The organism is Rhizobacter sp. Root404, assembly GCF_001425865.1.
Classification (GTDB): domain Bacteria; phylum Pseudomonadota; class Gammaproteobacteria; order Burkholderiales; family Burkholderiaceae_C; genus LMDS01.
Genome location: NZ_LMDS01000001.1, coordinates 339,433 through 365,865, shown reverse-complemented (window position 1 = coordinate 365,865; position 26,433 = coordinate 339,433). Strand labels below are relative to the sequence as shown.

The window sequence follows — 26,433 nt, the reverse complement described above, 5'->3', positions numbered from 1 at the left end:
GCGATGACGGCCCTGCTCTCGGTCAGCAACCTCGAGATGCGCTTCGGCGAGCGGCTGATCCAGACCGGCATCAACTTCGAGGTCGAGCCCGGCACGATCTTCGCGATCATGGGTGGCAGCGGCTGCGGCAAGAGCACGCTGCTCAAGCACCTGGTCGGCCTGCTGCCGCCGGCCCAGGGCACGATCACCTACAACGGCGTCGACTACTGGGCTGCCGACGAGGCCGGCCAGGCGGAGCTTCGCACCGGCTTCGGCATGCTGTTCCAGAGCGCGGCGCTGTGGTCGTCGATGACGATCCTCGAAAACGTCTGCCTGCCGCTGGAGCAGGCCGGAAAGCTCGACGAGGCGCAGCGCGAGACGCGCGCCCGCGAGGTGCTCGAGTGGGTCGACTTGGCCAAGTTCGCCGACTTCTTCCCGTCCGACCTGTCGGGCGGCATGAAGAAGCGCGCGGGCCTCGCCCGCGCGATCGCGACCGAGCCGCCGCTGATCTTCCTCGACGAGCCGTCCGCCGGCCTCGACCCGATCAGCTCGAAGCGGCTGGACGACCTGGTGCTGATGATCCGCGAGCGCACCGGCGCGGCCGTGGTGTTCGTCAGCCACGAGCTGCCCAGCCTGTTCGCGATCGCCGACGACGGCATCTTTCTCGACGCCGAGAGCAAGTCGCCGATCGCGCACGGCTCGCCGCGCGCGCTGCGCGACACCGCCACCCACCCGACCGTGCGCGCCTTCCTCGCCCGCGAGGAGCCGCCGCCGCCCGTACCATCCGCAACCATGCCTTCGGCCGCCACCCCATGAAACGCAACGCCCTGTTGATCGGTGCCTTCGTGATCGCCGCGCTCGCGATGGTCGTGATCGGCGTGCTCTGGCTGAGCGGCAACGACCTGTTCAAGAAGCAGCAGGAGGCGATGATCTATTACAAGGGCAACGTCACCGGGCTCTACGTCGGCGCGCCGGTCGGGTTTCGCGGCGTGTCGATCGGCCAGGTCGAGAACATCGACATCCAGGTCGACAGCGCGACGCTGAAGGCGCTGGTGCCGGTGCGCATCCGGTTGCGCACCGACGCGCTGCATTTCAGCGGCGCCGACAAGGGCGCGCCGGTCGACCTGCCGACGCTGGTGCAGCGCGGCCTGCGCGCGCGGCTGGTGGCGCAGAGCTTCGTCACGGGGCAGAAGTCGATCGAGCTCGACTTCGTGCCGAACACGCCCGCGACACTGATCGGCGGCGGCACCCGCCCCGAGATTCCGGCGCTGGCCGAGCGCTTCGGCGCGCTGTTCGACCAGGTCGCCGAGCTGCCGCTGGCCGACACGGTGCAGGAGATCCGCGACACCGTCAAGGAGCTGCGCGGCACGCTGACCTCGGTGCAGCGCACCCTCGACGGCACGCAGAAGGTGCTGGCCAGCGCCTCGAACGAGGTCGGGCAGGCGGGCAACGCATCGCGCGAGACGCTGCGGGTCGCAAGCGAGGCGATCAAGCAGGTGCAGGTCAATTCGGCGGCCACGCTGGCCTCGATCACGCAGCTGTCGGATGCGACCAAGCAGACCGTGATCGCCGCGCAGCCCGACCTGCAGCGCACGCTGGCCGGCACGCGCGAGGCGGCGGAATCGGCCAAGGTCGCGATGAACCGCGTCGCCGAGATGACCGCGCCGGACGCCGCGCTGCGCGCCGATCTCGACGCCGCACTGCGCGACCTGTCGCAGGCCGCGCGCGGCCTGCGCGACTGGAGCGAACTGCTGGAAGAGAAGCCGAACGCCGTCATCTTCGGGAACAAACGCGAATGAAACTCCTGCACCAACTCGCGCCGATCGCGCTGGCCGCCTCGCTCGCTGCCCTGCTCGCCGCCTGCGCGTCGCCCTCGCCCGCCCCGATGCTGCTGACGCTGCCGCCGGTGGTGATGCCCGCGGGCAGCGCCGCACCGGCTGCGCCGGCGGCGTCGGCCGCTGCGGCGCTGATCGCGGTGCGCCGGATCGCGATCCCCGAGTACCTGGTCGCGCGCCGGGTGCGCTACCGCGCCGACCCGGCGACGCTGGCCGAGTGGCCGAACACCTACTGGGCCGAGCGCATCGAGATCGGCGTATCGCGCGAGTTCTCCTCGGCGCTGCGCCAGCAGCTGCCGGGCTGGACGATGTGCGACACCACCTGCGGCGACCATGTGCCGGCGCTGGCGCTGCAGGTCAACATGGTGCCGATGGACTACCTGCGCAGCGGCCAGCAGCTGCAGGCCAGGGCGCGCATCACGCTCAGCGGCGCCGGCACGCCGGCCAAGGTGCTGGCGACCCGCGATCTCGGCGTCGACATCCCGTCGAACGCCGACACCCCGCAGGGCCACGCGCAGACGATCTCCACACTGATCGAGAAGGTCGCGGCCGAAGCCGCGACGATGGTCCGCGCCGCGAAACCCTGATCAGAAGTGGATGCCGCGCATCATCTCGGCCATCGCCATGGCCTCGGGTGACAGCGTGGCTTTTCCGCCCTTCTCGCCCTTGGCCGCGGCGCTGTCCGGGAACATCCGGAAGGTCGTGTTCATCAGGATCTGAGTGATCCGCGGCACCGCCGCGTGCAGCAGCTCGACCGAGATGCCCAGGCGCGTGGCCACGCGCACCGGCTTGTCGACGCAGGCCTGCACGATCAGGTCCGACGCCTCGTCGGTCGACAGCAGCGGCATGTTGTCGTAGATCTTGGTCGGCGCGGTCATCGGGGTGCGCACCAGCGGCATGTTGACCGTGGTGAACGTGATGCCCTGGTCGGCGAACTCGCTGGCGGCGCAGCTGGTCCACGCGTCGAGCGCGGCCTTCGACGCGACATAGGCGGAGAAGCGCGGTGCGTTCACCAGCACGCTGATCGAGCTGATGTTGACGATGTGGCCTCGCTTCTTCGCGACCATGCCGGGCAGCAGGCCGGTCGTGATGCGCAGCGAGCCGAAGTAGTTCAGCTGCATCGTGCGCTCGTAGTCGTGGAAGCGGTCGTAGCTGGCCTCGATCGCGCGGCGAATCGAGCGCCCGGCGTTGTTGATCAGGAAGTCGACGCCGCCGTGGTCGGCTTGCAGCTGCGCGACGAAGGCCTTGCAGCTCGCCTCGTCGGCGATGTCGGCCGAGTAGACGTGCACGATCGCGTCCTTGCCGGCCTCGGCGAGGATCTCCCGGCGGGCCTCCTCGAGCTTGGCGGCATCGCGAGCGCAGATGATCGTGATCGCGCCGGCCTTCGCGAACTTGACCGCCGCTGCCAGGCCGATGCCCGACGAGCCGCCGGTCACCAGCACCACCTTGCCGCCGACCGTGCCGCGCAGCGACTTGTCGATCAGCAGCGCCGGATCGAGGTGACGCTCCCAGTAGTCCCACAGCCGCCACGCGTAGTCGTGCAGGTTCGGGCACTCGATGCCCGAGCCCTTCAGCGCCGCCAGCGTCTCGCGGCAGTCGTAGCGGGTCGGGAAGTTGATGAAGGTCATCATGTCGTCGGGCAGGCCGAGGTCCTTCATGACCGCAGCGCGCACCCGGCGTACCGGCGCCAGCGCCATCATTCCCTTCTTGACGCTCTTCGGGATGAAGCCGAGCAGCGCGGCGTTGATGAACAGGTTCATCTTCGGCGCGTGGGCGGCCTTGCTGAAGATGTCGAGCACGTCGCCGACGCGGTACCCCTTCGGGTCGACCAGGTGGAAGCACTTCTTGTTCAGCTCGGCCTTGCTGTGGCTGATGTGGTCGAGCGAGGCGACGACGAAGTCGACCGGCACGATGTTGATGCGCCCGCCCTCCAGACCGACGCTCGGCATCCACGGCGGCAGGATCTGGCGCATGCGCTGGATCAGCTTGAAGAAGTAGTACGGGCCGTCGATCTTGTCCATCTCGCCGGTCGTCGAGTCGCCGACGACCAGCGCCGGGCGGTACACCGTCCACGGCACCTTCGATTCCTTGCGCACGATCTTCTCGCTCTCGTGCTTGGTCATGAAGTACGGATGGTCCAGGCCTTCGGCCTCGTCGAACATGTCCTCGCGGAACACGCCCTCGTACATGCCGGCCGCGGCGATCGAGCTCACGTGGTGCAGGTGGCCGGCATCGATCGCCTTCGCGAACTCGACCGCGTTGCGCGTGCCCTCGATGTTGACCTTGACCTGCGACGCTTCGTCCGCCGACAGGTCGTAGACCGCCGCCAGGTGATAGACGTGATCGACCTTGCCCTTGAGCCTCTTGATGTCGTCGGCGGCGACGCCGAGCTTCTTGGCCGTCAGGTCGCCGTAGACCGGAACCGCCTTCGCCTTGGTGGTGCCCCAGTACTCGAGCAGCCCCGCGACCTTGCCTTCGCTTTCCGGACGCAGCAGGAAGGAGACGGTCGCGCCGCGCCGCTCGAGCAAGGTCTTGACCAGGCGCTTGCCGATGAAGCCGGTCGCGCCGGTGACGAAATAGTGCATGGGGTGTTCCTCCGTGGGCGCTCAAAGTGGCAGCGCGCATTCTTGACCAAACCCCAGTGCGGCTTGCCTGCGATTTACCCGGAGCGGCACCCCGCAAATTAGGATGCGCTCCCTATGACAGCTGCCTATAGTCGGCGCGATCAACACACACAGGACTCGCACCATGGTCAAGAAGCTCAAGCAGATGGCTGACAAGCAAGCCGCCTCCACCGGTCGCCTGTTCGACAGCGCCCTGGCCGGTCAGGTGAAGGACTCGGCGCAGCAGATCTGGCTCGCCGGCATGGGCGCGTTCTCGCGCGCGCAGGCCGAAGGCACCAAGGTGTTCGAGGCGCTGGTCAAGGAAGGCACGAGCCTGCAGAAGAAGACCACGTCAGCGGCGGAAGACAAGATCACCGAAGTCACCAGCCGGATGAGCAGCATGGCCGGCGACGTGCAGGCCAAGGCCGGTCAGCATTGGGACAAGCTCGAAGGCATCTTCGAGGAGCGCACCGCCAAGGCGCTGAACAAGCTCGGCGTGCCCTCGGCCAAGGACGTGGAGGCGCTGATGGCGCGCATCGACGAACTCAGCACCAAGGTCGCGAAGCTGTCGAAGGCCGCACCGGCCAAGGCCACCGCGAAGAAGACCGCCGCCACGCCGGCTGCCAAGGCGCCGGCCAAGAAGGCGGCGGTGAAGCGCGCCGCCGCCAAGAAGGCCACAGCCGCCTGAGCGGGCGAACGATCGACCGGACGGGGCGCTGCGGCGCCCCTTCTCATGTCCGCCAGGCGCGCGGTTGATCGCCCACTTCTGTTTCCCGTCTCCCTTCCCCCATGACCCGTTCCCCTTCCCCGCGCATCGGCCTGGCGCTGGCCGGCGGCGGCCCGCTCGGCGCGATCTATGAGATCGGCGCGCTGTGCGCGCTCGAAGAATCGCTGGCCGGCCTGGACTTCACCGAATGCCACAGCTATGTCGGCGTTTCGGCGGGCGGCTTCATCGCGGCCGGCCTGGCCAACGGCATGACGCCGCGCGAGTTGTGCGCCTCGTTCATCGAGAACGTCGGCGCCGCGCACGACATCTTCGAGCCCGCACTGCTGATCCGCCCCGCGTGGGGCGAGTTCGCGCGCCGCCTCGCGACGCTGCCCGGCCTGGTTGCCGGCGCGGCGCTGCGCTATGCGTTCACGCGGCGCTCGCTGTCGAGCACCGTCGAACGACTCGGGCGCGTGCTGCCGACCGGGCTGTTCTCGAACGCGATGATCGACGTGCAGCTGCAGCGCCAGTTCGACGCGCCCGGCCGCACCAACGACTTTCGCCAGCTGAAGCGCAAGCTGGTGCTGGTCGCGACCGACCTGGACAGTGGCGAATCCGCACCGTTCGGCCAGCCCGGCTTCGACCACGTGCCGATCTCGAAGGCGGTGCAGGCCAGCGCCGCGCTGCCGGGGCTGTTCCCGCCGGTCGAGATCGACGGCCACCACTATGTCGACGGCGCGCTGAAGAAGACGCTGCACGCGTCGGTGCTGCTCGACGAGGGCCTGGACCTGCTGATCTGCCTGAACCCGCTGGTGCCGTTCGACAGCACGCATGCGACCCACCCGCGCGTGCTGTCCCGCGCCGGCGAGCCGATTCCGCGGCTGGTCGACGGCGGGCTGCCGGTGGTGCTGTCGCAGACCTTTCGCACGCTGATCCACTCGCGGCTGGAAATCGGCATGAAGGGCTACGAGCGCAGCCACCCCGGCACGACGATCGTGCTGTTCGAACCGGACCAGCGCGACCCGGCGATGTTCCTCGCCAACACCTTCAGCTACTCGCAGCGCCGCACGCTGGCCGAGCATGCGTACCAGCAGACGCGCCGGATGCTGCGCTCGCGCCGCGGCCGGCTCGCCGCGCAGCTCGCGCCGCACGGCGTGCGGATCGACGCGGCGGTGCTCGACCAGCCGCGCCGCCTGCTCAGCCCGGCGCGCGCCGCCACGCGCAACACCGCGCAGGCGCTGCACCGGCTCGAGGAAGTGCTGGACGACCTCGACGACGTGCTGGTGGCACAAGGCGCCTGAACGGCGCCGTCCGGATCAGCCGAGGTAGCGCGATTCGAGGTGGCGCCTGAAGTGCGCCGGGTTCAACGCCTCGCCGGTCGCACGGGTCGCCAGCTCGGCGGTCGGCCAGCGGCTGGCCTGCGACCAGATGCGCTCGCGCAGCCAGTCGAACGCCGGTGAGAGGTCGCCCGCGGCGACACGCGCATCCAGCTCGGGATGCGCCTGGCGGATCGCCGCGAACCACTGCGCCGCGTACATCGCGCCCAGCGTGTAGCAGGGGAAGTAGCCGAACGCGCCGCCGGTCCAGTGCACGTCCTGCAGCGGTCCGTCGCGGTAGTTGCCCCGGGTGTCGACGCCGAGCAGCGTGCGCATGCCGTCGTCCCAGCGCGCCGGGATGTCGTCGGCCGCCAGGCTGCCGTCGATCAGCGCCTTCTCGATGCCGTAGCGCAGGATCACGTGCGCCGGGTAGGTCAGCTCGTCGGCGTCGACGCGGATGAAGCCGGGTTCGACCCGGGTCATCAGCCGGTGCAGGTTGCCCGGCTCGAACGCGGGCTGGTCCCCGAAGTGCTTGCGCAGCAGCGGCGCCAGCAGGTCGGCGAACGGGCGGCTGCGGCCGAGCTGCATCTCGAAGCTCAGGCTCTGGCTTTCATGGATGCCCATCGAGCGCGCGCGGGCCACCGGCTGGCCGAGCCACTCGCGCGGCAGGCCCTGTTCGTAGCGCGCGTGACCGGTCTCGTGGATCGTGCCCAGCAGGCTCTGCATCAGGTCGTCTTCGCGGTAGCGCGTGGTCAGCCGCGTGTCCTCCGGCACGCCACCGCTGAACGGGTGCGCGCTCTCGTCGAGCCGGCCGGCGTCGAAATCGAAGCCGAGCAGTGCCATCACGTCCAGGCTGAGCGCGCGTTGCGCCGCCTTCGGAAACGGGCCGATCGGCGCGACCACCGCCTCGCGCGCCTGGCGCTCGCGCACCCGGGTCACCAGGCCCGGCAGCCACTGCTGCAGGTCGCCGAACACGCGGTCGACCTCGGCGCTGGTGGTGCCGGGCTCGTACTGGTCCATCAGCGCGTCGTAGGGCGCGAGGCCGGTCTCGTCGGACAGGCGCTGCGCGACCTCGCGACCGAGCCTCAGCACCTCGCGGAAGTTCTCGAGAAAGCCCGCCCAATCGTTCGCCGGACGCTGGGTGCGCCAGGCGTGCTCGCAGCGCGCGCCGGCGCGCGTGATCGCCTCGACCAGCGATTGCGGCAGCGCATTCGACGCGCGCCACTCGCGCCGGATCTCGCCGAGGTTCGCGCGGGCGAACGGATCGATGCCCTCGCCCTCGGCGCGGCGCAGCAGATCGACCAGCTTCGGATCGGTGCGCAGGCCGTGCAGCAGGCCCTCCATCTCGGCCAGCGCGTTGGCGCGGGCGGTGTTGCCCTTGGGCGGCATCATCGCGGCCTGGTCCCAGCTGGCGATGGACTGCAGGTGGCGGAAGTGGTGCATCCGCGTCCAGAGCGCGGTCAGTTCGTCGTAGGCGCTGTTCATGGGCGTCAGTGTACGAACTGACCCGGCCAGAACCAGAGCATCGCAGCCGTCATCGTCACATAGCGGCCGAACTTGCCGATCGCCATGTAGAACACGCAGGGCCAGAACGGCAGCTTCAACCAGCCGGCCACGGCGCACAGCGGATCGCCGACGACCGGCAGCCATGACAACAGGCAGCCCTTCGTGCCCCAGCGCGCGAGCCACCGCAAGGCGCGCGCGTTGGGCGGCTTGTGATGACTCATGCGTTCGTAGGCGGCCTCGGCGCCGCGGCCCATCCACCAGGTGACGGCGCCGCCGAGCGTGTTGCCGGCGGTCGCGACCAGCACGGCGGGCCAGAACATGTCGGGGTTCAGCTTGACCAGTCCGAACACCGCCGGCTCGGAGCCGAGCGGCAGCAGCGTGGCGGAGATGAACGCGACGATGAAGACGGTGCTCAGGCCGAACTTCGGCAACGCGAGCAGCGCCATCAAGGAGTCGAGCCATGCTTCCATTGCGGCGGATTATCGCCAGCGCGCACACCGCTTTCCCGTAGGACGTGGCGCTGCGACGCGCCGCTATACTTCTGCCTCCTTTTTCAGCAGTCGCGCCACCCTCCTCCCATGCAGATCGGCCACATCGAACTGGCGAACCGTCTCTTCGCCGCGCCGATGGCCGGCGTGACGGACCGGCCGTTCCGCCAGCTGTGCAAGCGGCTCGGCGCGGGCTATGCGGTCAGCGAGATGGTGACTTCGCGCAAGGACCTCTGGAACAGCCTGAAGACCAGCCGCCGCGCCAACCACGATGGCGAGGTCGCGCCGATCGCGGTGCAGATCGCCGGCACCGACGCGCAGATGATGGCCGAGGCCGCCGCCTACAACATCGACCGCGGCGCGCAGATCATCGACATCAACATGGGCTGCCCGGCCAAGAAGGTCTGCAACAAGTGGGCGGGCTCGGCGCTGATGCAGGACGAGCCGCTGGCGCTGGCGATCGTCGAGGCCGTGGTCGCCGCGTGCGCGCCGCGCAACGTGCCGGTGACGCTGAAGATGCGCACCGGCTGGTGCGCGGCCGAGCGCAACGCGGTGCGCATCGCGCGCGCCGCCGAGGCCGCCGGCGTCGCGATGGTCACGGTGCATGGCCGCACCCGCGAGCAGGGCTACAAGGGCCAGGCCGAGTACGACACGGTCAGTGCGGTGAAGGCGGCGCTGCGCATCCCGGTGGTCGCGAACGGCGACATCGATTCGCCCGAGAAGGCGCGCGACGTGCTTGCCGCGACCGGGGCCGACGCCATCATGATCGGCCGCGCGGCGCAAGGCCGGCCGTGGATCTTCCGCGAGATCGCGCACTTCCTCGAGACCGGCGAGCACCTGCCCGCACCCGAGGTGGCACAGGCGAAGGCCTGGCTGCTCGAACACCTGCACGACCACTACGGCCTGTACGGCGAGTTTGCCGGCGTGCGCAGCGCGCGCAAGCACATCGGCTGGGCGGTGCGCGCGCTGCCCGGCGGCGAGGCGTTCCGCGCCCGCATGAACCTGCTGGAGAGCTGCGAGACGCAGGTCCGCGCCGTCACCGACTGGTTCGACGAGCTGGCCGACTCACACCGCCTGCTGCCGCGCGCCGTCCCCGAAGACCAAGCGACACAAGAAGAAGCATTCGCATGAAGAAACCCACCCACATCGAAGAGTGCATCCGCGACAGCCTGGAGATCTACTTCAAGGACCTGCGCGGCGTCGAACCCGCGGCCATGTACGAGATGATCCTCGGCGTGGTCGAGAAGCCGCTGCTCGACGTCGTGATGAAGCACGCCGAGGGCAACCAGAGCCGCGCGGCCGAATGGCTGGGCATCAACCGCAACACGCTGCGCCGCAAACTGCTCGACCACAAGCTGATCAAATGAACGCTCCTGCAAAATCGCAACTCACCGCGCTGCTGTCGGTCTCCGACAAGACCGGCGTCCTCGAATTCGCCAGGTCGCTCCAAGCGCTCGGCATCGGGCTGCTGTCGACCGGCGGCACCGCGAAGCTGCTCGCCGACGCCGGCCTGCCCGTCACCGAGGTGGCCGAGCACACCGGCTTTCCGGAGATGCTGGACGGCCGGGTCAAGACCTTGCATCCGACCATCCACGGCGGTCTGCTGGCGCGACGCGACCTGCCGGAGCACATGGCGGCGATCGAGAAGCACGGCATCGCGACGATCGACCTGCTGGTCGTGAACCTGTACCCGTTCGAGGCGACGGTCGCGAAGCCGGGTTGCACGCTGGAAGACGCGATCGAGAACATCGACATCGGCGGCCCGGCGATGGTGCGCTCGGCCGCGAAGAACTGGAAGGATGTCGCGGTGCTGACCGACGCGGCGCAGTACCCGCAGGTGCTGACGGAGCTGCAGGCCGAGGGGGTTGTGAGCACCGCGACGAAGTTTGCGCTGTCGGTCGCGGCCTTCAATCGCATCTCGAACTACGACGCGGCGATCAGCGACTACCTGTCGTCGTTGCAGCCCGATGGCTCGCGCGCGGCATTCCCGGCGCAGTCGAACGCGCGCTTCGTCAAGCTGCAGGACCTGCGCTACGGCGAGAACCCGCACCAGAGCGCCGCGTTCTACCGCGACCTGCACCCCGCGCCGGGCTCGCTCGTCACCGCGAAGCAACTGCAGGGCAAGGAACTCTCGTACAACAACATCGCCGATGCCGACGCGGCCTGGGAGTGCGTGAAGAGTTTCGACGTGCCGACCTGCGTGATCGTCAAGCACGCCAACCCGTGCGGCGTCGCGATCGGCGCGAACGCGGCCGAGGCGTATGCGAAGGCTTTCAAGACCGACCCGACTTCGGCCTTCGGCGGCATCATCGCGTTCAATTGCGAGTTGGACGGTGCCGGCGCGGCGCTGGTGGCCAAGCAGTTCGTCGAGGTGCTGATGGCGCCGAGCTTCACGCCCGAAGCGCTGGCCGCGTTCGCCGCCAAGCCGAACACGCGGGTGCTGCAGATCGCCCTGCCCCCGGGCGGTGCGACCGACTGGGAGCAGGGCCGCAACGCGCAGGACGTCAAGCGCGTCGGTTCGGGCCTGCTGATCCAGACCGCCGACAACCGCGGCATGACGCGGGCCGAGCTGAAGTGCGTCACCGCCAAGCAGCCGACACCGGCGCAACTCGACGACCTGCTGTTCGCGTGGAAGGTGGCCAAGTACGTGAAGAGCAACGCGATCGTGTTCTGCGGTGACGGCATGACGCTCGGCGTCGGCGCCGGGCAGATGAGCCGCATCGACTCCGCGCGCATCGCCAGCATCAAGGCCGGCAACGCCGGCCTGACGCTGCAGGGCTCGGTAGTCGCGAGCGACGCGTTCTTCCCGTTCCGCGACGGCCTCGACGTGGTGATCGACCAGGGCGCAACCTGCGTCATCCAGCCCGGCGGCTCGATGCGCGACGACGAGGTGATCAACGCAGCGAACGAACGCGGCATCGCGATGGTGCTGACCGGCGTGCGGCACTTCCGCCACTAGACTCGGACGGATGAAACTTCCCGAGGTTGCCGGCCTCGCTCTCGCCGCCGTCGCGCGCCTGATCACCGGCGCGCAGGGCCACTGGTACGGCTCGCCGCCCAAGGCCGAGCAGCGGATTTATTTCGCGAACCACCAGAGCCACTTCGACTGGGTGCTGATCTGGGCCGCGCTTCCGCGCGACCTGCGCACCGTGACGCGGCCGATCGCGGCACGCGACTACTGGACTTCGTCGCCGCTCAAGCACTGGATCACGCGGGAGATCTTCAACGCGGTCTACGTGAGTCGCCAGCGCACCGACGACGAGGACCCGCTCGAGCCGCTGATGGAAGCGCTGCGCCACGGCGATTCGCTGGTGATCTTCCCGGAGGGCACGCGCGGCAACAAGGTCGATCCTGCCCCGTTCAAGGCCGGCCTGTTCCACCTGGCCGAGGCGTTCCCCGACGTGCAGCTGATCCCGGCCTGGATCGACAACGTCCAGCGCGTGATGCCCAAGGGCGAAGTCGTGCCGGTGCCGATCCTTTGTTCCGTGACCTTCGGCAAGCCGCTGACGCTGTTCCCCGGCGAAGACAAGCGCACGTTTCTCGAACGCGCGCGCAATGCGGTGATGGCGCTGCGGGCGGTGCACTAGATGGGCGCGCTGCGCAACCTCACCGTGTCGCAGCAGGTCGGCCTGCTGTTCCTCGCGCTGTTCGGCGTGCTGACGATCGTGACCGTGGTCGCGTTCACGCGCACGCTGCGCGACCGCAGCGACGCCGAACTCGACGCACACGAGCAGTTCAAGCGCGACCTGCGCGCGGTCTGGGCTGGCTCGGTGCTGTTCTGGATCTCGTGGGTCACCGGCGGCATCGTCTCGACGCTGCTGTTCGGGCTGGTCTCCTTCCTCGCGCTGCGCGAGTTCGTGACGCTGACGCACACGCGGCGCGGCGACCACCGCAGCCTGCTGCTGGCGTTCTTCGTCGTGCTGCCGCTGCAGTACGTGATCGTCGCGAGCGAGCAGTTCGACCTGTTCACGGTGTTCATCCCGGTCTACGTGTTCCTCGCGATCCCGGTCGTCAGCGCGCTGGGCAACGACCCGCAGCGCTTTCTCGAGCGCACCGCGAAGATCCAGTGGGGCATCATGGTCTGCGTCTACGGCATGAGCCACGCGCCGGCGCTGCTGCTGCTCGACCTGCCGGACTACCGCGACCGCGGCGCGTTCCTGGTGCTGTACCTGGTCGTGGTCGTCGCCGTCGCGCAGATCGTGCAGGAGGCCGCGAGCCGCCGCCTGCGCCGGCGCCCGGTGGCGCGCGCGATCAGCCGCTCGTTCTCCTGGCGGGCGTGGGCCATCGGCGCCGGCGCCGCCGCGGTGGCGGGCGGCCTGCTCTACTGGTCGACGCCGTTCAAGCCCTGGGCCGCGATCATCATGGGACTGATCGCCGGCGGCAGCGGCACGCTCGGCGAGTTCGTGATGCAGGCGCTGAAGCGCGATGCGGGCGTGCGCTCGTGGGGCGGCAAGGCCTCGGTGACGGGCGCGGTCGGGCTGCTCGACCGGGTCGCGCCGCTGTGCTTCGCGGCGCCGGTGTTCTTCCACGCAGTGCGCTGGTACTTCGGCCTGTAGGCTGCGAACCATGCGCATCCTCGGCATCGACCCCGGTCTGCGGACCACCGGCTTCGGCGTCATCGAATCGGTCGGCTCGAAGCTCCACTACGTCGCCAGCGGCACGATCAAGACCGAGTCGGTCGTGTCGGGCTCGCTGCCGGACCGGTTGCGCGTGATCTTCGACGGCATCCGTGAGATCGCGGCCCGCTACGAGCCGACGTGCGCGTCGGTCGAGATCGTGTTCGTCAACGTCAATCCGCAATCGACCTTGCTGCTCGGCCAAGCGCGGGGCGCAGCGCTGACGGCGCTGGTGACGGCCGACCTGGTGGTCTCCGAGTACACCGCGCTGCAGATGAAGAAGGCGATCGTCGGCCACGGCGCGGCGCGCAAGGAGCAGGTGCAAGAGATGGTGATGCGGCTGCTGTCCCTGCCGGGGTTGCCGGGGAAGGATGCGGCGGATGCGCTGGGGCTTGCCATCTGTCATGCGCATGCAGGGTCTTCGTTGGCGGCCCTGGCGCGAGGGGCTACGCTGGCGCCGCGGGCGCATGCGCAGTATCGGCGGGGGCGGACTTACTAGTCTTTCGTTCGATGCGCGCGCGCGTCGCGGCAGGCGGCACCACGTGAGCACCTTCCCGGAAACACCTCGACGGTTACAGCGAAGGCGCGCCCGGGTGGGCTGCGCCGTGCCTGGGAGGCGTCGAGCAGCGCAGGGCGTGTGGCCGCGCGCGCAGTGCGCTTCCCATCTGACTTCGGCGCGCATGTCTGAACGCAGCCGCTCCCCGAGCGAAAAAGGAACACGCTCTCAGCGACAATCCACCCCCTATGTACGCCCTCTTCGAAGAAGCCGGAAAGTTCCTCGCCGGCCGCGTGATGACCGAAGCCGACACCTCGATGCAGATCGAACTCGACTCCGGCAAGCGCGTCAAGGTCAAGGCAGCCAACGTGCTGCTCAAGTTCGACAAGCCGCAGCCGGCGGACCTGATCGCCTCCGCGCAAACGATCGCCAAGGAGATCGACCTCGACCTGGCGTGGGAATTCGCACCTGAAGACGAATTCAGTTTCGGGGACTTGGCGCGCGAGTATTTCGAGGCGAGCGCCGGCATCGAGAAGCAGGCCGGCGCGCTGTTCCGCCTGTTCGAGGCGCCGCACTACTTTCGCCGGCTCGGCAAGGGCAACTTCAGGAAGGCGCCCGAGGAGATCGTCAAGGCCGCGCTGCTCGGCATCGAGCGCAAGAAGCAGATCGCCGCGCAGATCGACACGTGGGCCGGCGACCTGGTGCGCGGCGAGTGCCCGCCCGCCGTGCGCGAGCAGCTCTACAAGCTGCTGTTCAAGCCGGACAAGAACGCCCCGGAGTACAAGGCCGTGGTCGAGGCCGCGAAGCTGTCGCAGAAGCCGCCGCTGGAGTTGCTGAAGGCGGCGGGTGCGATCGACTCGCCGTACCAGTTCCATTGGCGCCGCTTCCTGTTCGAGAACTTTCCGAAGGGCACCGGCTTCCCGCCGCTGCAGGCCCCGGCGATCAAGGAGACGCTGCCGCTGGCCACGGTGCGCGCGTTCTCGATCGATGACTCGCAGACCACCGAGATCGACGATGCGCTGTCGGTGCAGGGGCTGGGCAGCGGCAGCGTCGTGTTCGGCATCCACATCGCCGCGCCGGGGCTGGCGTTCGCGCCCGACACGCCGGTCGACCAGGTCGCGCGGGCGCGCCTGTCCACCGTCTACATGCCGGGCCACAAACTGACGATGCTGCCGGACGAGGTGGTTCAGGCCTACACGCTGATCGCCGGACGCGAGTGCCCCGCGGTCTCGCTGTACCTGACGATGGACGAGGCCAGCTTCGCGATCACCGCGACCGAGACGAAGCTGGAGCGCGTGCCGATCGCCGCCAACCTGCGCCACGATCAGCTCGACACCGTGATCACCGAAGCGACGCTGCTCGGCGAGGCGCCGGCCGATTACGAATTCGCGCCCGAACTCGCGTTCGCGTTCCGCCTGGCGCGCCACCTGAAGGCGCAGCGCGAGGTGGTGCGCGGCAAGCCGGAGAACTTCAACCGGCCGGACTACAACTTCCGCCTCGAAGGCGTCGAAGGCGGSGAGCCGCAGGGAACCGAACGCGTGCTGATCACGACCCGCCAGCGCGGCTCCGCGCTCGACCTGATCGTGGCCGAGGCGATGATCCTGGCCAACAGCACCTGGGGCGGCTGGCTCGCCGAGTGCGGCGTTCCGGGCATCTACCGCAGCCAGGCCAGCATGGCGCCGGGCGTGAAGGTGCGCATGAGCACCAAGCCTGCGCCGCACGCCGGCATGGGCGTCGCGCAATACACCTGGGCGACCTCGCCGCTGCGGCGCTATGTCGACCTCGTGAACCAGTGGCAGATCATCGCCTGCGCGCGCCACGGCCGCACCGCGGCGCTGGCCGCGCCGTTCAAGCCGAAGGACGTGCAGCTGTTCGCGATCATCTCGGGCTTCGACTCGGCCTACGCCGAGTACAACGGCTTTCAGCAGTCGATCGAGCGCTACTGGGCGCTGCGCTCGCTGACCCAGGACGGCATCGCCGAGCTCGACGCGGTCGTGATGAAGGACGGCCTGGTGCGCGCCGACACGCTGCCGCTGGTGTTCCGCGTCGGTGGCGCCGAGTCGCTGCCGCGCGGCGCGCACGTGCGGGCACGCGTGGTCGGCACCGACCTGCTGACACTCGACCTGCATGCGACGCTGGCAGCGCGCCTCGATGACGTGCCGGCCGATGCCGCCACCGCCGCCGAGCCCGATGCCGACGAACTCGCCGAGGGCGCCGGCCCGTTGACGCTGGCGATCGACGTTCAGGGTGACGACGCCGCCGACTCAGCGGCCGCGCAGACTGCCGACACCACCACGCCCTGACCCACCCCGCCGATGCTGCGCAAGCTCTCGACCCTGCAACTCGCGTTGATCGTCTCGTTCGGTCTGCATGCGGCGCTGCTGACGGTGCGCATCGTCGATCCGGAGGGCTTCAACCGCATCTTCCAGGACACGCCGCTCGAGGTGATCCTGGTCAACTCGCGCTCGGGCGAGCCTCCGGAGAAGGCGCAGGCGATCGCGCAGGCCGCGCTGGCCGGCGGCGGCGAGGCCGAGGCGGGGCGCGCCACCTCCCCGCTGCCGCCGTCGGCGCTGGTCGAGGTGGGCGACTCGAACGAGGAGGCACGCAAGCGCATCGAGCAGTTGCAGGAGACGCAGCAGCAACTGCTCGCGCAGATACGCCGCGAGCTCGCGCTGCTGCCGGCGCCCGACCCGCAGCGCGAGCAGGGCAACCCGGACGAGGCGGCGCAGGAAGAACGGCGGCGCCAGCTGGTGCAGTTGCTCGCGGAGATCGAGAAGCGCGTCAACGAGGAGAACGCGCGCCCGAAGAAGCGCTACATCAGCCCCGCGACCCGCGAAGAGGTCTATGCGCTGTACTACGACGCGCTGCGCCGCAAGATCGAGGAGCGCGGCACCCGCAACTTCCCCGAGAACCAGGGCAAGAAGCTGTATGGCGAACTGACGATGAACGTGACGGTGGACACCGAAGGGCGCGTCGTCGACACCGAGGTGGTGCGACCTTCCAAGTCACGCGTGCTCGATCGCCGCGCCATCGCGATCGTGCGCGCAGCGGCGCCGTTCGGGCCGTTCAACGCAGCGATGCGCATGCGTGCCGACCAGCTCGTGATCACCTCACGCTTCAAGTTCACGCGCGAAGAGGGTCTCGAGACCACGCTCAGCGCCACCCCGTCGAATTGAGTTTCCCCATGGACAAGTACGTCGTCGCCGGCAACCCGGTGGAGCACAGCCAGTCGCCGTTCATCCAGAGCGAGTTCGCGCGCCAGACCGGGCAGGCGATGGAATACGGGCGCCAGCTGATCCCGCTCGACGGCTTCGTCACCGCGATCCGCGCGCTGGCCGATGGCGGCGCCAAGGGCTGCAACATCACCGTGCCGTTCAAGTTCCACGCGTTCGAACTGGCGGCGCGGCGCACGCCGCGTGCCGAACTGGCCCGCGCGGCGAACGTGCTGCGCTTCGACGCGGCCGGCTGGCTGGGCGACAACACCGACGGCATCGGCCTGGTCCACGACATCGAGCGCAATGCCGAGGTGCCGCTGGCCGGCGCGCGGGTGCTGCTGATCGGCGCCGGCGGCGCGGCGGCCGGCGCCCTCGGCCCGCTGCTGGCCGCGCACCCGGCCGAAGTGGTGGTCGCGAACCGCACGCTGAACAAGGCGAAGGCGCTGGTCGAGCGGCACCGCCCCGTGGCGGCCGAGACCTTGCTGAGCGCCGCGACGCTGGAAGGTTGCGGCCGCGACTTCGACGTCGTCATCAACGCCTCGGCGAGCAGCCTGCAAGGCGCCGCGGTACCGGTCTCGCCGGTCACGCTGGCCCCGGGCGCACTCGCGCTCGACATGATGTACGGCGCTGCCGCGGCACCGTTCCTGGCCTGGGCCGAGGATCACGGCGCCCGCGGCCGCGACGGTCTCGGCATGCTGGTCGAGCAGGCGGCGGCGGCGTTCGAGCTCTGGCGCGGCGTGCAGCCGGCCACCGCCCCGGTGCTCGCGGCCCTGCGCGAGCGCATGAGCAACGCGGCGAAGGCCGCCGCGACGTGAGATCGGCCTGGCGCCTGTTCGCGCTGGTGCTGCTGTCGGCGCTGGCGTTCCAGCTCTTCCTGCTGGCCCGCGTCGCGCTGATGACCGTGGTGGATCCCCAGTCCACCACGTTCCAGCGCTCCGAGGCCTGGCGGCTGCTGACCGAGAAACACGCGCTCGCCTGGAGCCAGCAATGGCAACCCTACGCCCGCATCTCGCCGAACCTAAAACGCGCGGTGATTGCGTCGGAGGACGCCGGCTTCGCCGAGCACAGCGGCGTCGAGTGGGACGCGCTCGAAAAGGCGTGGGAGCGCAACCAGAAGGCCGAGGCGCGGGTCGAGAAGATCAACGAACAGTTCGACCGACGCCTGCAAAAGCTGCCGCCGACCAGGGCGGCGGCGGTCAAGCTGCCGCCACGCGCCCAGCCCAAGGTGGTCGGCGGCTCGACGATCACCCAGCAGCTCGCGAAGAACCTGTTCCTGGGCGGCGAACGCAACCTGTTGCGCAAGGCGCAGGAGTTCGTCGTCACCTTCATGCTCGAGGGCCTGCTCAGCAAGCAGCGCATCCTGGAGATCTACCTGAACAACGTCGAGTGGGGCGAGGGCGTCTTCGGCGCCGAGGCGGCGGCGCGCCATTACTTCCATGTCGGCGCCGACCGGCTGGGCGCCACGCAGGCGGCGCAGCTCGCGGTGATGCTGCCCGCGCCCAAGCGCTTCGAGAAGCGCCCGGGCTCGGCCTACGTGATCGGCCGGGCGGGCACGGTCAGCGCGCGGATGGGCGCGGTCGAGCTGCCCTGAGCGCTTGTTCCTAGAATCACGCATGAGTTCAGCGCTGACCGAAGAGATCGCCGCCGCCGCGGCGCGCCTCGTCGTCGAGGAAGGCATGGAGTACGGCCCGGCCAAGCGCCGCGCCGCACGAACGCTCGGGCGGTCATCGACCCGGGCGTCGGAACTGCCCGGCAACGACCTGGTCGAGGACGAGGTGCGCCAGTACCTCGCGATCTTCTGCGCCGAGACCCAGCCGCGCGAACTCGCTGCGCTGCGGACCGTGGCACTGGTGTGGATGGAGCGCCTCGCCGAGTTCCGCCCGCACCTGACGGGCGCGGTCTGGCGCGGCACCGCGACCCGGCTGAACAACGTGCACCTCGAACTGTTCTGCGACGACTCCAAGGCCGCCGAGCTGGCGCTGATCGACCGGCACGTGGACTACGATGTCGGTAGCCGACCGGGGCCGCGCGGCGAACCGATCGATGTGCTGAGCGTGGCGCATGCCTGCCCGGACCTGGGCGAGCACGTCACGGTGCACCTGAGCGTGCTCGACCACGACGACCTGCGCGGTGCACTGAAGCCCGATGCCGGCGGCCGTTCGCAGCGCGGCGATCTCGCGGCGTTGCGCAAGTTGATGGCGGCTGGGGCCGAATGAACCGGCGCGGCGCACTCCTGGGCGGCGTGGCCGTGGCGGCCGCGGCCGTCGGCGCGGGCGTGGCCTGGCAGCGCCGTGCCGCCGCGCCGGGCGACGACGCCGAGCGCGAACTGTGGCGCGCCCGCTTCGAGCGGCCGACCGGTGGCGGGCCACTCGCGTTCGAAGCCCTGCGCGGCCGCCCGCTGCTGCTGAACTTCTGGGCCACCTGGTGCCCCCCTTGCGTCGCCGAGCTGCCGATGCTCGATCAGTTCCAGCGCGAGCAGGCCAAGAATGGGTGGCAGGTGGTCGGACTCGCGGTCGACAATCTCGAGCCGGTGGTCTCGTTTCTCGCCCGGCGCCCGGTCTCCTTCGGCATCGGCTTGGCGGGCGTCGATGGCATCGTGCTGGCCAAGCGGCTAGGCAACAGCGGCGGCGGGCTGCCGTTCAGCATCGTCTTCGACCGATCCGGACGTGTCGCGCACCGAAAGCTCGGCGCCATCGCGCTCGAGGACTTGCAGCACTGGGCGGCGACGGTCGGGTGAACACGTCGGACCGCGAAATTCGGCATTGGTCTTTCAGCGCTTGTCAACTGCACGCAATTTCAGTCAAGTCGCGTAAAGTACCGCACCTTGTTGTTGCAAACCCGGGTCGGAAGAACCGACTACACCGGGTGACTCGTCAGGAACAGATCACGACGCCTAGCGGCACGATGAATGCAAGAAGCCGGTCCCTCGGACCGTGAACCGGCGCAACGCCACCTCCGACTCATTCTCCCGGCTGCCCGCGCGGCAGCTGCCCCGACAGGAACCGCACACGCCATGGACCTCCGCAAACTGAAGACGCTGATCGACCTCGTCTCCGAGTCGAACATTTCCGAGCTCGAGATCACCGAGGCCGAAGGCAAGGTGCGCATCGTCAAGGCCGATCCGGCTGGCGCGCCGGCCACCATGCAGTACGTGCAGCAGATGCCGATGGCGATGCCGGCCCCCGCCGCACCCGCAGCCGCGCCGGCCTCGGCAGCCGAAGTGCCGGCCGCGCCGGTCGAGACCGGGCATGTGGTGAAGTCGCCAATGGTCGGTACGTTCTACCGCGCCGCCAACCCGAACTCGAAGGCGTTCGCCGAGGTCGGCGATCCGATCAAGGAAGGCGACCCGATCTGCATCATCGAGGCGATGAAGATCATGAACGAGATCGAGGCCGACAAGTCCGGGACGGTCATGCGCATCCTGTGTGAGAACGGCCAGGCCGTGGAATTCGGGCAGCCCTTGTTCATCATCGAATAAGGCCACCATGTTCAAGAAGATCCTGATCGCCAACCGCGGCGAAATCGCCTTGCGGATCCAGCGCGCGTGCCGCGAGATGGGCATCAAGTCGGTCGTCGTCTATTCCGAGGCCGACCGCGACGCGAAGTACGTGAAGCTCGCCGACGAGGCGGTGTGCATCGGCCCGGCATCGTCCGCGCAGAGCTACCTCAACATGCCGGCGATCATCTCCACGGCCGAGGTGACCGACGCCGAGGCGATCCACCCGGGCTACGGGTTCCTGTCCGAGAACGCCGACTTCGCCGAGCGCGTCGAGCGCAGCGGCTTCACCTTCATCGGGCCGACGCCGGCGTCGATCCGCGTGATGGGCGACAAGGTCTCGGCCAAGCAGGCGATGATCAAGTCCGGCGTACCGTGCGTGCCGGGCTCCGAGGGCGCGCTGTCCGAAGACCCGAAGGAGATCATCAAGGCGGCGCGCGCGGTCGGCTACCCGGTGATCATCAAGGCCTCGGGCGGCGGCGGCGGGCGCGGCATGCGCGTGGTGCACACCGAAGCGGCGCTGATCCATGCGGTGCAGACGACCCGGGCCGAAGCCGGCGCCGCGTTCGGCAACCCGGCCGTGTACATGGAGAAGTTCCTCGAGAACCCGCGCCACATCGAGATCCAGGTGCTGGCCGACGAGCACAAGAACGCGGTCTGGCTCGGCGAGCGCGACTGCTCGATGCAGCGGCGCCACCAGAAGATCCTCGAGGAGGCCCCCGCGCCCGGCATTCCGCGGCGCGTGATCGAGCGCATCGGCGAGCGCTGCGCGGCAGCCTGCAAGAAGATCGGCTACCGCGGCGCCGGCACGTTCGAGTTCCTGTACGAGAACGGCGAGTTCTTCTTCATCGAGATGAACACCCGCGTGCAGGTCGAGCACCCAGTGACCGAGCTGGTCACCGGCATCGACATCGTGCAGATGCAGATCCGCATCGCGGCCGGCGAGAAACTGCCGTTCACGCAGCGCAACGTGCAGATGCGCGGGCACGCGATCGAGTGCCGGGTAAACGCCGAGCACCCGTACAAGTTCACCCCGTCGCCGGGCCGCATCACGATGTGGCACCCGCCCGGTGGCCCCGGCGTGCGCGTCGATTCCCACGCGTACACCAATTACTACGTGCCGCCCAACTACGACTCGATGATCGGCAAGATCATCGTCCACGGCGACACCCGCGACCAGGCGCTGGCGCGGATGCGGATCGCGCTGTCGGAGATGGTGGTCGAGGGCATCGAGACGAACATCCCGTTGCACCGCGAGCTGATGGTCGATGCCAAGTTCATCGAGGGCGGGACCAGCATCCACTACCTCGAAGGCTGGCTCGGACAGCACAAGCGCTGACCATGGTCGAGTTGATCCTGCTCGCGCCCGAGGACTGCGTCGAGAACGTCAGCGACGCGCTGATCGACGAGCTGGATGCGTTGTCGGTCTCGGTCGAGGACGCCGACGCCGACACCGATGCCGAGCACGCCTTGTTCGGCGAACCGGGCATGCCGGCTCCGAAGGCCGGCTGGCAGCGCTCGGTCGTGCGCGCGCTGTTCCCGGACGACGCGGCGGCCACCGAAGCGGCGACGCTGCTGCTGGCGCAGGACTGGGCGCAGGCCGTCCACGTCCAGGCGATTCAGCCGGTGCCCGAGCAGGACTGGGTGCGCCTGACGCAATCGCAGTTCGCGCCGGTCCCCGTGACGCCCGAGTTCTGGATCGTGCCCAGCTGGCACGAGCCGCCGCCCGGCGCGACCCGCGTGATCCGGCTCGACCCGGGTCTGGCGTTCGGCACCGGGACACACCCGACCACCCGCATGTGCCTGCGCTGGACCGCGCGACAATCCGCGGAGCGCCGTGCGCGCTGGAACCGCGTGCTGGACTACGGCTGCGGCTCCGGCATTCTCGCGATCGGCGCGGCGCTGCACGGCGCCGACCGGATCGACGCGGTCGACATCGATCCCGCGGCGGTCGAATCCACCACCGCGAACGCCGTGGCGAACGCCGTCACGCTGAACGCCGGCCTGCCCGATGCGGCGAGCGGCACGTATGCGCTGGTGTTCGCCAACATCCTCGCGACGCCGCTGACGCTGCTGGCGCCGCTGCTCTGCGCCCACGTCGCGGCGGGGGGCGACCTGGTGCTCGCCGGCATCCTGGAACGCCAGGCGGATGCGCTCCGGACCGCCTACGCGCCGTGGCTCGCGCTGCAAGTCAGCGACACCGAAGACGGCTGGATCCTGATGACCGCGCGCCGGCCCGGCTGAAGCGAGCGCTGCGAGATGATCCGCCGATGAGCCTGGCCACGCGCTGCACTGCTTGCGGCACCGTCTTTCGGGTGGTGCAGGACCAGCTCAAGGTGTCCGAAGGCTGGGTGCGCTGCGGCCGCTGCAGCGAGGTGTTCAACGCGCTCGAAGGCCTGTTCGACCTGACGCGAGAAACCCCGCTCGAAGCGCCGATCGACTTGCCGCCGCAAGTGCCACGACCGGCCGCGGGCATCGACGCGGCGCTCGGCGACAAGATCGATGCGCAACTGCAGCGCACGCCCGACGAGCCCGGCCAGGCGCCCGCAGTCAGCGCGCGCGACCGACTCGAGTTTCCGGACGCGCGCTTCGATACCCACCTGCTGTCCGAGCCCGGCAGCGACGTGCCGCCGGACGAGGGCGCGGCATTGACCGTGGCGCCCGATGAAAGCGCGCTGCTCGACGACGACATCGAGGCCGCATCGGCCGAGCCGGCGCCCGAATTCGTGCAGCGCGCGCAGCGCCAGGCCCGCTGGCAGTCGCCCACGATGCGCGCCGCGTTCGGCGGCGCTGCCGCCCTGCTGATCGTGGGACTCGCCCTGCAGGTCATGCACCAGCAGCGCGATTTCATCGCCGCGCGCTGGCCCGCGACGGCACCGGCACTGGCGTCCTGGTGCGAGGCGCTGTCGTGCACGATCGCCGCGCCGCGCCGGATCGAGGATGTCGCGGTCGACAGCACGGCCTTGACCCAGTCGACGTTGCCCGACGCCTACCACCTGGCGGTCGTGTTGCGCAACCGCGGCGCGATTCCGGTCGCGATGCCGTCACTCGACTTGAGCCTGACCGACACGACCGGCCAGCTGGTCGCGCGCAAGGTGCTGACGCCGCGGGATTTCCGCGCGGCTGCCGCGCCGATCCGGCCCGGCACCGATGCCTCCTTGCAACTCGAGTTCTCGGCCGGCGGTGCACGTGTCACCGGCTACACCGTCGAGGTGTTCTACCCCTGACCCGGCGGTCCGCGCCCTGGCGCGCGACCCTTCTTCTTCACTCTTATCGGAGCCCTTCCATGTCGGCACTCATTTGCGGATCGCTCGCCTTCGACACGATCGCGACCTTCCCAGGCCGCTTCGCGCAGCAGATCCTGCCCGAACAACTGCACATCCTGAACGTCTCGTTCCTGGTGCCGACGCTGCGCCGCGAGTTCGGCGGCTGCGCCGGCAACATCGCCTACTCGCACCGCCTGCTCGGCGGTCAGCCGCTGATCATGGCGGCCGTCGGCACGGACGGCGCCGAGTACCTGCGGCGGATCGAGTCGTGGGGCGCGAGCACGGCGCTGGTCCGCAACATCGCGGACACGCACACCGCGCAGGCGATCATCATCACCGACACCGACAACAACCAGATCACCGCGTTCCATCCGGGCGCGATGCAGTCGGCCCACCTGAGCCAGGTGCCGGCCGACGCCGACATCCGCGTCGCGATCATCGCCCCGGACGGCCGCGACGCGATGCTGCAGCACGCGGCACAACTGGCGCAGGCGAAGATCCCGTTCATCTTCGATCCGGGCCAGGGTCTGCCGATGTTCGACGGCGCCGATCTGCGCGACTTCGTCGCCAAGGCGAGCTGGGTGGCGGTCAACGACTACGAGGGGCAGATGCTGTGCGAGCGCACCGGCGAGACGCTTGCGAGCCTGTCGCGATCGCACCTGAAGGGCATCATCGTCACGCTCGGCGCCGAAGGGTGCGATCTGTGGCAGCAAGGCGAGTGCGTCCGGGTGCCGGGTCACCATGTCGACAACGTCGTCGACCCGACCGGCTGCGGCGATGCGTTCCGCGCGGCGCTGCTCTACGGCATCGAGCAGGGCTGGCCGCTGGAGCGCAGCGTGGCGCTCGGCAACCGGATCGGCGCGACCAAGGTGGCCTACCGCGGCGGGCAGAACCACCCGGTGAACCTGGCCGAGCTCGAGGCCTGATCGAACCGGCGCGCGAGAGTCGCGCGCCCAAATAAAACAGCCCGGCAAAAGCCGGGCTGTGTGCTCACGCGATCGCGATCAGGGCTTGCTGCCCGTCGGGAACGGCCAGGCGGCCTGAGGGCTCAGGGCGGTCTTGGCAGGGGCAGCCGGCGCAGGGGCAGCGGCAGCGGCCTTCTTCGCAGCAGGCTTCTTGGCCGCCTTTTTCGCAGCGGCCTTCTTCGCGGGGGCCTTCTTCGCAGCAGCCTTCTTCGCAGGCGCCTTCTTCGCAGCGGCCTTCTTCGCCGGTGCCTTCTTCGCAGCAGCCTTCTTCGCAGGCGCCTTCTTCGCGGCGGCCTTCTTCGCCGGCGCCTTCTTGGCGGCGACCTTCTTGGCCGGAGCCTTCTTGGCCGGGGCCTTCTTGGCGGCCGCCTTCTTGGCCGGCGCCTTCTTCACAGCCGCCTTCTTGGCCGGAGCCGCCTTCTTTGCAGCGGCTTTCTTTGCCGGAGCTTTCTTCGCAGTTGCCATTTCGTTTCTCCTTGATCAAGTTGCAAAAAGAACCGCTGCACATCGGCGTACGCCGCTGTGCAACAGCTATTCATCGCCCGGAGTCTGCCCAGGAGGGGCGCCCCAGTACGGTGAATCCAGTGGCGACCCGCGTGCACCGCTTCTTTGTCGGCGCATCACGCATCGCAAATCTTGATCACTCTGCTGCTTTCGCCCGTCCCGGCACGAAAGACTTCATGGCCCGCGCACACAGCACGCTGCGCGAAGGCCGCATCAATCCCAGGAAAGCGCACCACCACTCTGATACTCGATCACACGAGTCTCGAAGAAGTTGCGCTCCTTCTTGAGGTCGATCATTTCGCTCATCCAGGGGAACGGGTTTTCCTCGTTCGGGAACAATTCCTCGAGGCCGATCTGCGTGGCACGCCGGTTGGCGATGTAGCGCAGGTAGCCCTTGAACATCGACGCGTTCATGCCGAGCACGCCGCGCGGCATGGTGTCCTCGGCATAGCGGTACTCGAGCTCGACGGCCTTGTGGAACAGCGCGACGATCTCGGCCTTGAAATCGGCCGTCCAGAGCTGCGGGTTCTCGAGCTTGATCTGGTTGATCAGGTCGATGCCGAAATTGCAGTGCATCGACTCGTCGCGCAGGATGTACTGGTACTGCTCGGCCGCACCGGTCATCTTGTTCTGGCGGCCGAGCGCGAGGATCTGCGTGAAGCCGACGTAGAAGAACAGCCCTTCCATCAGGCACGCGAACACGATCAGCGACTTCAGCAGCGTGCGGTCGTTCTCGACCGTGCCGGTGTGGAAGTGCGGATCCATGATCGCCGAGATGAACGGGATCAGGAACTCGTCCTTGTCGCGGATCGACTGGACTTCGTTGTAGGCGTTGAAGATCTCGCTCTCGTCGAGACCGAGCGACTCGACGATGTACTGATAGGCGTGGGTGTGGATCGCCTCTTCGAACGCCTGGCGCAGCAGGAACTGCCGGCATTCGGGTGCGGTGATGTGGCGGTACGTGCCGAGCACGATGTTGTTCGCGGCGAGCGAATCGGCGGTCACGAAGAAGCCGAGGTTGCGCTTGACGATGCGACGCTCGTCGTCGGTCAGGCCGTTCGGATCCTTCCAGGTCGCGATGTCGCGCGACATGTTGACCTCTTGCGGCATCCAGTGGTTCGCGCAGGTCGCGAGGTACTTCTCCCACGCCCACTTGTACTTGAACGGGACCAGCTGATTGACATCGGTCTGGCCGTTGATGATGCGCTTGTCGGCGGCCCTGACGCGGCGCATTTCAGCGGCCGGTTCGGCCTTCGCCGTGGCCGGAGTGAGCGGCGCGGCGGAGGCAACTGCTGGAGACACTTGAGCGACAGGCGCCGAAGACATTGAAGTCTGCGCCAGCGTCGCGGCGTGAACTGTCGAGGGCTTAACTTCTTCTTCCCAAACCAGCATGGTGAAATTTTCCTGTGCGTTCCAATTATGAGAGTGTTGCGCGATAACCC

At 68.8% G+C, this 26,433-nt stretch carries 27 protein-coding genes; 22 read left to right on the top strand and 5 right to left on the bottom strand.

The window, feature by feature from the left end; translation table 11 throughout:
- Positions 1-3 precede the first annotated feature (3 nt).
- Genes ASC76_RS01810 through ASC76_RS01800 form a run of 3 tightly spaced genes read left to right on the top strand, consistent with a single transcriptional unit; the run spans position 4 to position 2,401 of the window.
- Positions 4-795 carry an ABC transporter ATP-binding protein gene (locus ASC76_RS01810; RefSeq protein ID WP_056461517.1) on the top strand — a complete coding sequence of 264 codons (792 nt, stop codon included), beginning with the start codon at positions 4-6 and terminating at the stop codon, positions 793-795.
- Positions 792-1,778 (top strand): MlaD family protein, encoded by a 987-nt coding sequence (locus ASC76_RS01805; protein ID WP_056461514.1) that lies wholly within the window; start codon positions 792-794, stop codon positions 1,776-1,778. The genes ASC76_RS01810 and ASC76_RS01805 overlap by 4 nt, the downstream gene beginning before the upstream one ends.
- Positions 1,775-2,401, top strand: coding sequence for a membrane integrity-associated transporter subunit PqiC (locus ASC76_RS01800; protein WP_056461510.1), 627 nt, complete (start codon positions 1,775-1,777; stop codon positions 2,399-2,401). The genes ASC76_RS01805 and ASC76_RS01800 overlap by 4 nt, the downstream gene beginning before the upstream one ends.
- On the opposite strand, the gene ASC76_RS01795 is transcribed toward ASC76_RS01800, so the two are convergent.
- Positions 2,402-4,399 (bottom strand): SDR family oxidoreductase, encoded by a 1,998-nt coding sequence (locus tag ASC76_RS01795; protein ID WP_056461505.1) that lies wholly within the window; start codon positions 4,397-4,399, stop codon positions 2,402-2,404.
- A 163-nt stretch (positions 4,400-4,562) separates the two neighbouring features.
- Here ASC76_RS01795 and ASC76_RS01790 point away from each other — a divergent pair, with 163 nt between their 5' ends.
- Both ASC76_RS01790 and ASC76_RS01785 read left to right on the top strand, forming a co-directional pair.
- Positions 4,563-5,105: a phasin family protein gene (locus ASC76_RS01790; protein ID WP_056461503.1), complete on the top strand. Its 543-nt coding sequence runs from the start codon at positions 4,563-4,565 to the stop codon at positions 5,103-5,105.
- Positions 5,106-5,206: 101 nt separating this feature from the next.
- Positions 5,207-6,424 carry a patatin-like phospholipase family protein gene (locus ASC76_RS01785; RefSeq protein ID WP_056461495.1) on the top strand — a complete coding sequence of 406 codons (1,218 nt, stop codon included), beginning with the start codon at positions 5,207-5,209 and terminating at the stop codon, positions 6,422-6,424.
- Between the two features lie 15 nt (positions 6,425-6,439).
- Here the strand turns inward: ASC76_RS01785 and ASC76_RS01780 are convergent, their stop codons facing one another.
- Together ASC76_RS01780 and ASC76_RS01775 are read right to left on the bottom strand one after the other, a co-directional pair.
- Positions 6,440-7,924 (bottom strand): carboxypeptidase M32, encoded by a 1,485-nt coding sequence (locus ASC76_RS01780; protein WP_200947086.1) that lies wholly within the window; start codon positions 7,922-7,924, stop codon positions 6,440-6,442.
- A 5-nt stretch (positions 7,925-7,929) separates the two neighbouring features.
- Positions 7,930-8,415 carry a YqaA family protein gene (locus tag ASC76_RS01775; protein WP_056461493.1) on the bottom strand — a complete coding sequence of 162 codons (486 nt, stop codon included), beginning with the start codon at positions 8,413-8,415 and terminating at the stop codon, positions 7,930-7,932.
- A 108-nt stretch (positions 8,416-8,523) separates the two neighbouring features.
- Between ASC76_RS01775 and dusB the strand changes: the two genes are divergently transcribed.
- From dusB to ASC76_RS01690, 17 genes are all read left to right on the top strand, one after another.
- The gene (gene dusB, locus ASC76_RS01770) at positions 8,524-9,564 is read left to right on the top strand and encodes a tRNA dihydrouridine synthase DusB (RefSeq protein WP_056461490.1); all 1,041 of its coding nucleotides are present in this window, start codon (positions 8,524-8,526) and stop codon (positions 9,562-9,564) included.
- Entirely contained in the window at positions 9,561-9,800 is a 240-nt protein-coding gene (locus tag ASC76_RS01765) for a helix-turn-helix domain-containing protein (RefSeq protein WP_056461487.1), read from the top strand. Before dusB ends, ASC76_RS01765 begins: the two co-directional genes overlap by 4 nt.
- Positions 9,797-11,392 carry a bifunctional phosphoribosylaminoimidazolecarboxamide formyltransferase/IMP cyclohydrolase gene (purH, locus tag ASC76_RS01760; protein WP_056461484.1) on the top strand — a complete coding sequence of 532 codons (1,596 nt, stop codon included), beginning with the start codon at positions 9,797-9,799 and terminating at the stop codon, positions 11,390-11,392. Before ASC76_RS01765 ends, purH begins: the two co-directional genes overlap by 4 nt.
- 10 nt (positions 11,393-11,402) lie before the next feature.
- Positions 11,403-12,020, top strand: coding sequence for a 1-acyl-sn-glycerol-3-phosphate acyltransferase (locus ASC76_RS01755; protein ID WP_056461481.1), 618 nt, complete (start codon positions 11,403-11,405; stop codon positions 12,018-12,020).
- The gene (locus ASC76_RS01750; RefSeq protein WP_056461478.1) at positions 12,021-12,989 is read left to right on the top strand and encodes a phosphatidate cytidylyltransferase; all 969 of its coding nucleotides are present in this window, start codon (positions 12,021-12,023) and stop codon (positions 12,987-12,989) included.
- A 10-nt stretch (positions 12,990-12,999) separates the two neighbouring features.
- On the top strand, positions 13,000-13,548 hold the full coding sequence (gene ruvC, locus ASC76_RS01745; RefSeq protein ID WP_056461474.1) for a crossover junction endodeoxyribonuclease RuvC: 549 nt from the start codon (positions 13,000-13,002) through the stop codon (positions 13,546-13,548).
- A 245-nt stretch (positions 13,549-13,793) separates the two neighbouring features.
- The gene (locus tag ASC76_RS01740) at positions 13,794-15,848 is read left to right on the top strand and encodes a ribonuclease catalytic domain-containing protein (protein ID WP_056461471.1); all 2,055 of its coding nucleotides are present in this window, start codon (positions 13,794-13,796) and stop codon (positions 15,846-15,848) included.
- 12 nt (positions 15,849-15,860) lie between these two features.
- Positions 15,861-16,721, top strand: coding sequence for an energy transducer TonB (locus tag ASC76_RS01735; protein WP_056461466.1), 861 nt, complete (start codon positions 15,861-15,863; stop codon positions 16,719-16,721).
- Entirely contained in the window at positions 16,718-17,575 is an 858-nt protein-coding gene (aroE, locus tag ASC76_RS01730; protein ID WP_056461463.1) for a shikimate dehydrogenase, read from the top strand. Before ASC76_RS01735 ends, aroE begins: the two co-directional genes overlap by 4 nt.
- Positions 17,572-18,351: a transglycosylase domain-containing protein gene (locus tag ASC76_RS01725; RefSeq protein WP_056461460.1), complete on the top strand. Its 780-nt coding sequence runs from the start codon at positions 17,572-17,574 to the stop codon at positions 18,349-18,351. The genes aroE and ASC76_RS01725 overlap by 4 nt, the downstream gene beginning before the upstream one ends.
- A gap of 22 nt (positions 18,352-18,373) precedes the next feature.
- Positions 18,374-18,976, top strand: coding sequence for a hypothetical protein (locus tag ASC76_RS01720; RefSeq protein ID WP_056461455.1), 603 nt, complete (start codon positions 18,374-18,376; stop codon positions 18,974-18,976).
- Positions 18,973-19,497: a TlpA disulfide reductase family protein gene (locus ASC76_RS01715; protein ID WP_056461453.1), complete on the top strand. Its 525-nt coding sequence runs from the start codon at positions 18,973-18,975 to the stop codon at positions 19,495-19,497. The genes ASC76_RS01720 and ASC76_RS01715 overlap by 4 nt, the downstream gene beginning before the upstream one ends.
- Positions 19,498-19,773: 276 nt before the next feature.
- The gene (gene accB, locus ASC76_RS01710; protein WP_056461450.1) at positions 19,774-20,238 is read left to right on the top strand and encodes an acetyl-CoA carboxylase biotin carboxyl carrier protein; all 465 of its coding nucleotides are present in this window, start codon (positions 19,774-19,776) and stop codon (positions 20,236-20,238) included.
- Between the two features lie 7 nt (positions 20,239-20,245).
- Positions 20,246-21,595, top strand: coding sequence for an acetyl-CoA carboxylase biotin carboxylase subunit (gene accC / locus ASC76_RS01705; protein WP_056461448.1), 1,350 nt, complete (start codon positions 20,246-20,248; stop codon positions 21,593-21,595).
- A gap of 2 nt (positions 21,596-21,597) precedes the next feature.
- On the top strand, positions 21,598-22,500 hold the full coding sequence (gene prmA, locus ASC76_RS01700; protein ID WP_056461446.1) for a 50S ribosomal protein L11 methyltransferase: 903 nt from the start codon (positions 21,598-21,600) through the stop codon (positions 22,498-22,500).
- 26 nt (positions 22,501-22,526) lie between these two features.
- Positions 22,527-23,483 carry a zinc-ribbon and DUF3426 domain-containing protein gene (locus ASC76_RS01695; RefSeq protein ID WP_056461444.1) on the top strand — a complete coding sequence of 319 codons (957 nt, stop codon included), beginning with the start codon at positions 22,527-22,529 and terminating at the stop codon, positions 23,481-23,483.
- A 59-nt stretch (positions 23,484-23,542) separates the two neighbouring features.
- On the top strand, positions 23,543-24,448 hold the full coding sequence (locus ASC76_RS01690) for a carbohydrate kinase family protein (RefSeq protein WP_056461442.1): 906 nt from the start codon (positions 23,543-23,545) through the stop codon (positions 24,446-24,448).
- Between the two features lie 78 nt (positions 24,449-24,526).
- On the opposite strand, the gene ASC76_RS01685 is transcribed toward ASC76_RS01690, so the two are convergent.
- Positions 24,527-24,952 carry a histone H1-like DNA-binding protein gene (locus ASC76_RS01685; RefSeq protein ID WP_056461439.1) on the bottom strand — a complete coding sequence of 142 codons (426 nt, stop codon included), beginning with the start codon at positions 24,950-24,952 and terminating at the stop codon, positions 24,527-24,529.
- A 252-nt stretch (positions 24,953-25,204) separates the two neighbouring features.
- Positions 25,205-26,383 carry a ribonucleotide-diphosphate reductase subunit beta gene (locus ASC76_RS01680; protein WP_056461436.1) on the bottom strand — a complete coding sequence of 393 codons (1,179 nt, stop codon included), beginning with the start codon at positions 26,381-26,383 and terminating at the stop codon, positions 25,205-25,207.
- Between the last annotated feature and the right edge of the window lie 50 nt (positions 26,384-26,433).

What these genes read in the sequence shown, in the direction of transcription:
- ASC76_RS01810 (WP_056461517.1), top strand. Translation starts at nt 4, where the DNA reads ATGACGGCCCTGCTCTCGGTCAGCAACCTCGAGATGCGCTTCGGCGAG.
- ASC76_RS01805 (WP_056461514.1), top strand. Translation starts at nt 792, where the DNA reads ATGAAACGCAACGCCCTGTTGATCGGTGCCTTCGTGATCGCCGCGCTC.
- ASC76_RS01800 (WP_056461510.1), top strand. Translation starts at nt 1,775, where the DNA reads ATGAAACTCCTGCACCAACTCGCGCCGATCGCGCTGGCCGCCTCGCTC.
- ASC76_RS01795 (WP_056461505.1), bottom strand. Translation starts at nt 4,399, where the DNA reads ATGCACTATTTCGTCACCGGCGCGACCGGCTTCATCGGCAAGCGCCTG.
- ASC76_RS01790 (WP_056461503.1), top strand. Translation starts at nt 4,563, where the DNA reads ATGGTCAAGAAGCTCAAGCAGATGGCTGACAAGCAAGCCGCCTCCACC.
- ASC76_RS01785 (WP_056461495.1), top strand. Translation starts at nt 5,207, where the DNA reads ATGACCCGTTCCCCTTCCCCGCGCATCGGCCTGGCGCTGGCCGGCGGC.
- ASC76_RS01780 (WP_200947086.1), bottom strand. Translation starts at nt 7,924, where the DNA reads ATGAACAGCGCCTACGACGAACTGACCGCGCTCTGGACGCGGATGCAC.
- ASC76_RS01775 (WP_056461493.1), bottom strand. Translation starts at nt 8,415, where the DNA reads ATGGAAGCATGGCTCGACTCCTTGATGGCGCTGCTCGCGTTGCCGAAG.
- dusB (WP_056461490.1), top strand. Translation starts at nt 8,524, where the DNA reads ATGCAGATCGGCCACATCGAACTGGCGAACCGTCTCTTCGCCGCGCCG.
- ASC76_RS01765 (WP_056461487.1), top strand. Translation starts at nt 9,561, where the DNA reads ATGAAGAAACCCACCCACATCGAAGAGTGCATCCGCGACAGCCTGGAG.
- purH (WP_056461484.1), top strand. Translation starts at nt 9,797, where the DNA reads ATGAACGCTCCTGCAAAATCGCAACTCACCGCGCTGCTGTCGGTCTCC.
- ASC76_RS01755 (WP_056461481.1), top strand. Translation starts at nt 11,403, where the DNA reads ATGAAACTTCCCGAGGTTGCCGGCCTCGCTCTCGCCGCCGTCGCGCGC.
- ASC76_RS01750 (WP_056461478.1), top strand. Translation starts at nt 12,021, where the DNA reads ATGGGCGCGCTGCGCAACCTCACCGTGTCGCAGCAGGTCGGCCTGCTG.
- ruvC (WP_056461474.1), top strand. Translation starts at nt 13,000, where the DNA reads ATGCGCATCCTCGGCATCGACCCCGGTCTGCGGACCACCGGCTTCGGC.
- ASC76_RS01735 (WP_056461466.1), top strand. Translation starts at nt 15,861, where the DNA reads ATGCTGCGCAAGCTCTCGACCCTGCAACTCGCGTTGATCGTCTCGTTC.
- ASC76_RS01720 (WP_056461455.1), top strand. Translation starts at nt 18,374, where the DNA reads ATGAGTTCAGCGCTGACCGAAGAGATCGCCGCCGCCGCGGCGCGCCTC.
- ASC76_RS01715 (WP_056461453.1), top strand. Translation starts at nt 18,973, where the DNA reads ATGAACCGGCGCGGCGCACTCCTGGGCGGCGTGGCCGTGGCGGCCGCG.
- accB (WP_056461450.1), top strand. Translation starts at nt 19,774, where the DNA reads ATGGACCTCCGCAAACTGAAGACGCTGATCGACCTCGTCTCCGAGTCG.
- accC (WP_056461448.1), top strand. Translation starts at nt 20,246, where the DNA reads ATGTTCAAGAAGATCCTGATCGCCAACCGCGGCGAAATCGCCTTGCGG.
- prmA (WP_056461446.1), top strand. Translation starts at nt 21,598, where the DNA reads ATGGTCGAGTTGATCCTGCTCGCGCCCGAGGACTGCGTCGAGAACGTC.
- ASC76_RS01695 (WP_056461444.1), top strand. Translation starts at nt 22,527, where the DNA reads ATGAGCCTGGCCACGCGCTGCACTGCTTGCGGCACCGTCTTTCGGGTG.
- ASC76_RS01690 (WP_056461442.1), top strand. Translation starts at nt 23,543, where the DNA reads ATGTCGGCACTCATTTGCGGATCGCTCGCCTTCGACACGATCGCGACC.
- ASC76_RS01685 (WP_056461439.1), bottom strand. Translation starts at nt 24,952, where the DNA reads ATGGCAACTGCGAAGAAAGCTCCGGCAAAGAAAGCCGCTGCAAAGAAG.
- ASC76_RS01680 (WP_056461436.1), bottom strand. Translation starts at nt 26,383, where the DNA reads ATGCTGGTTTGGGAAGAAGAAGTTAAGCCCTCGACAGTTCACGCCGCG.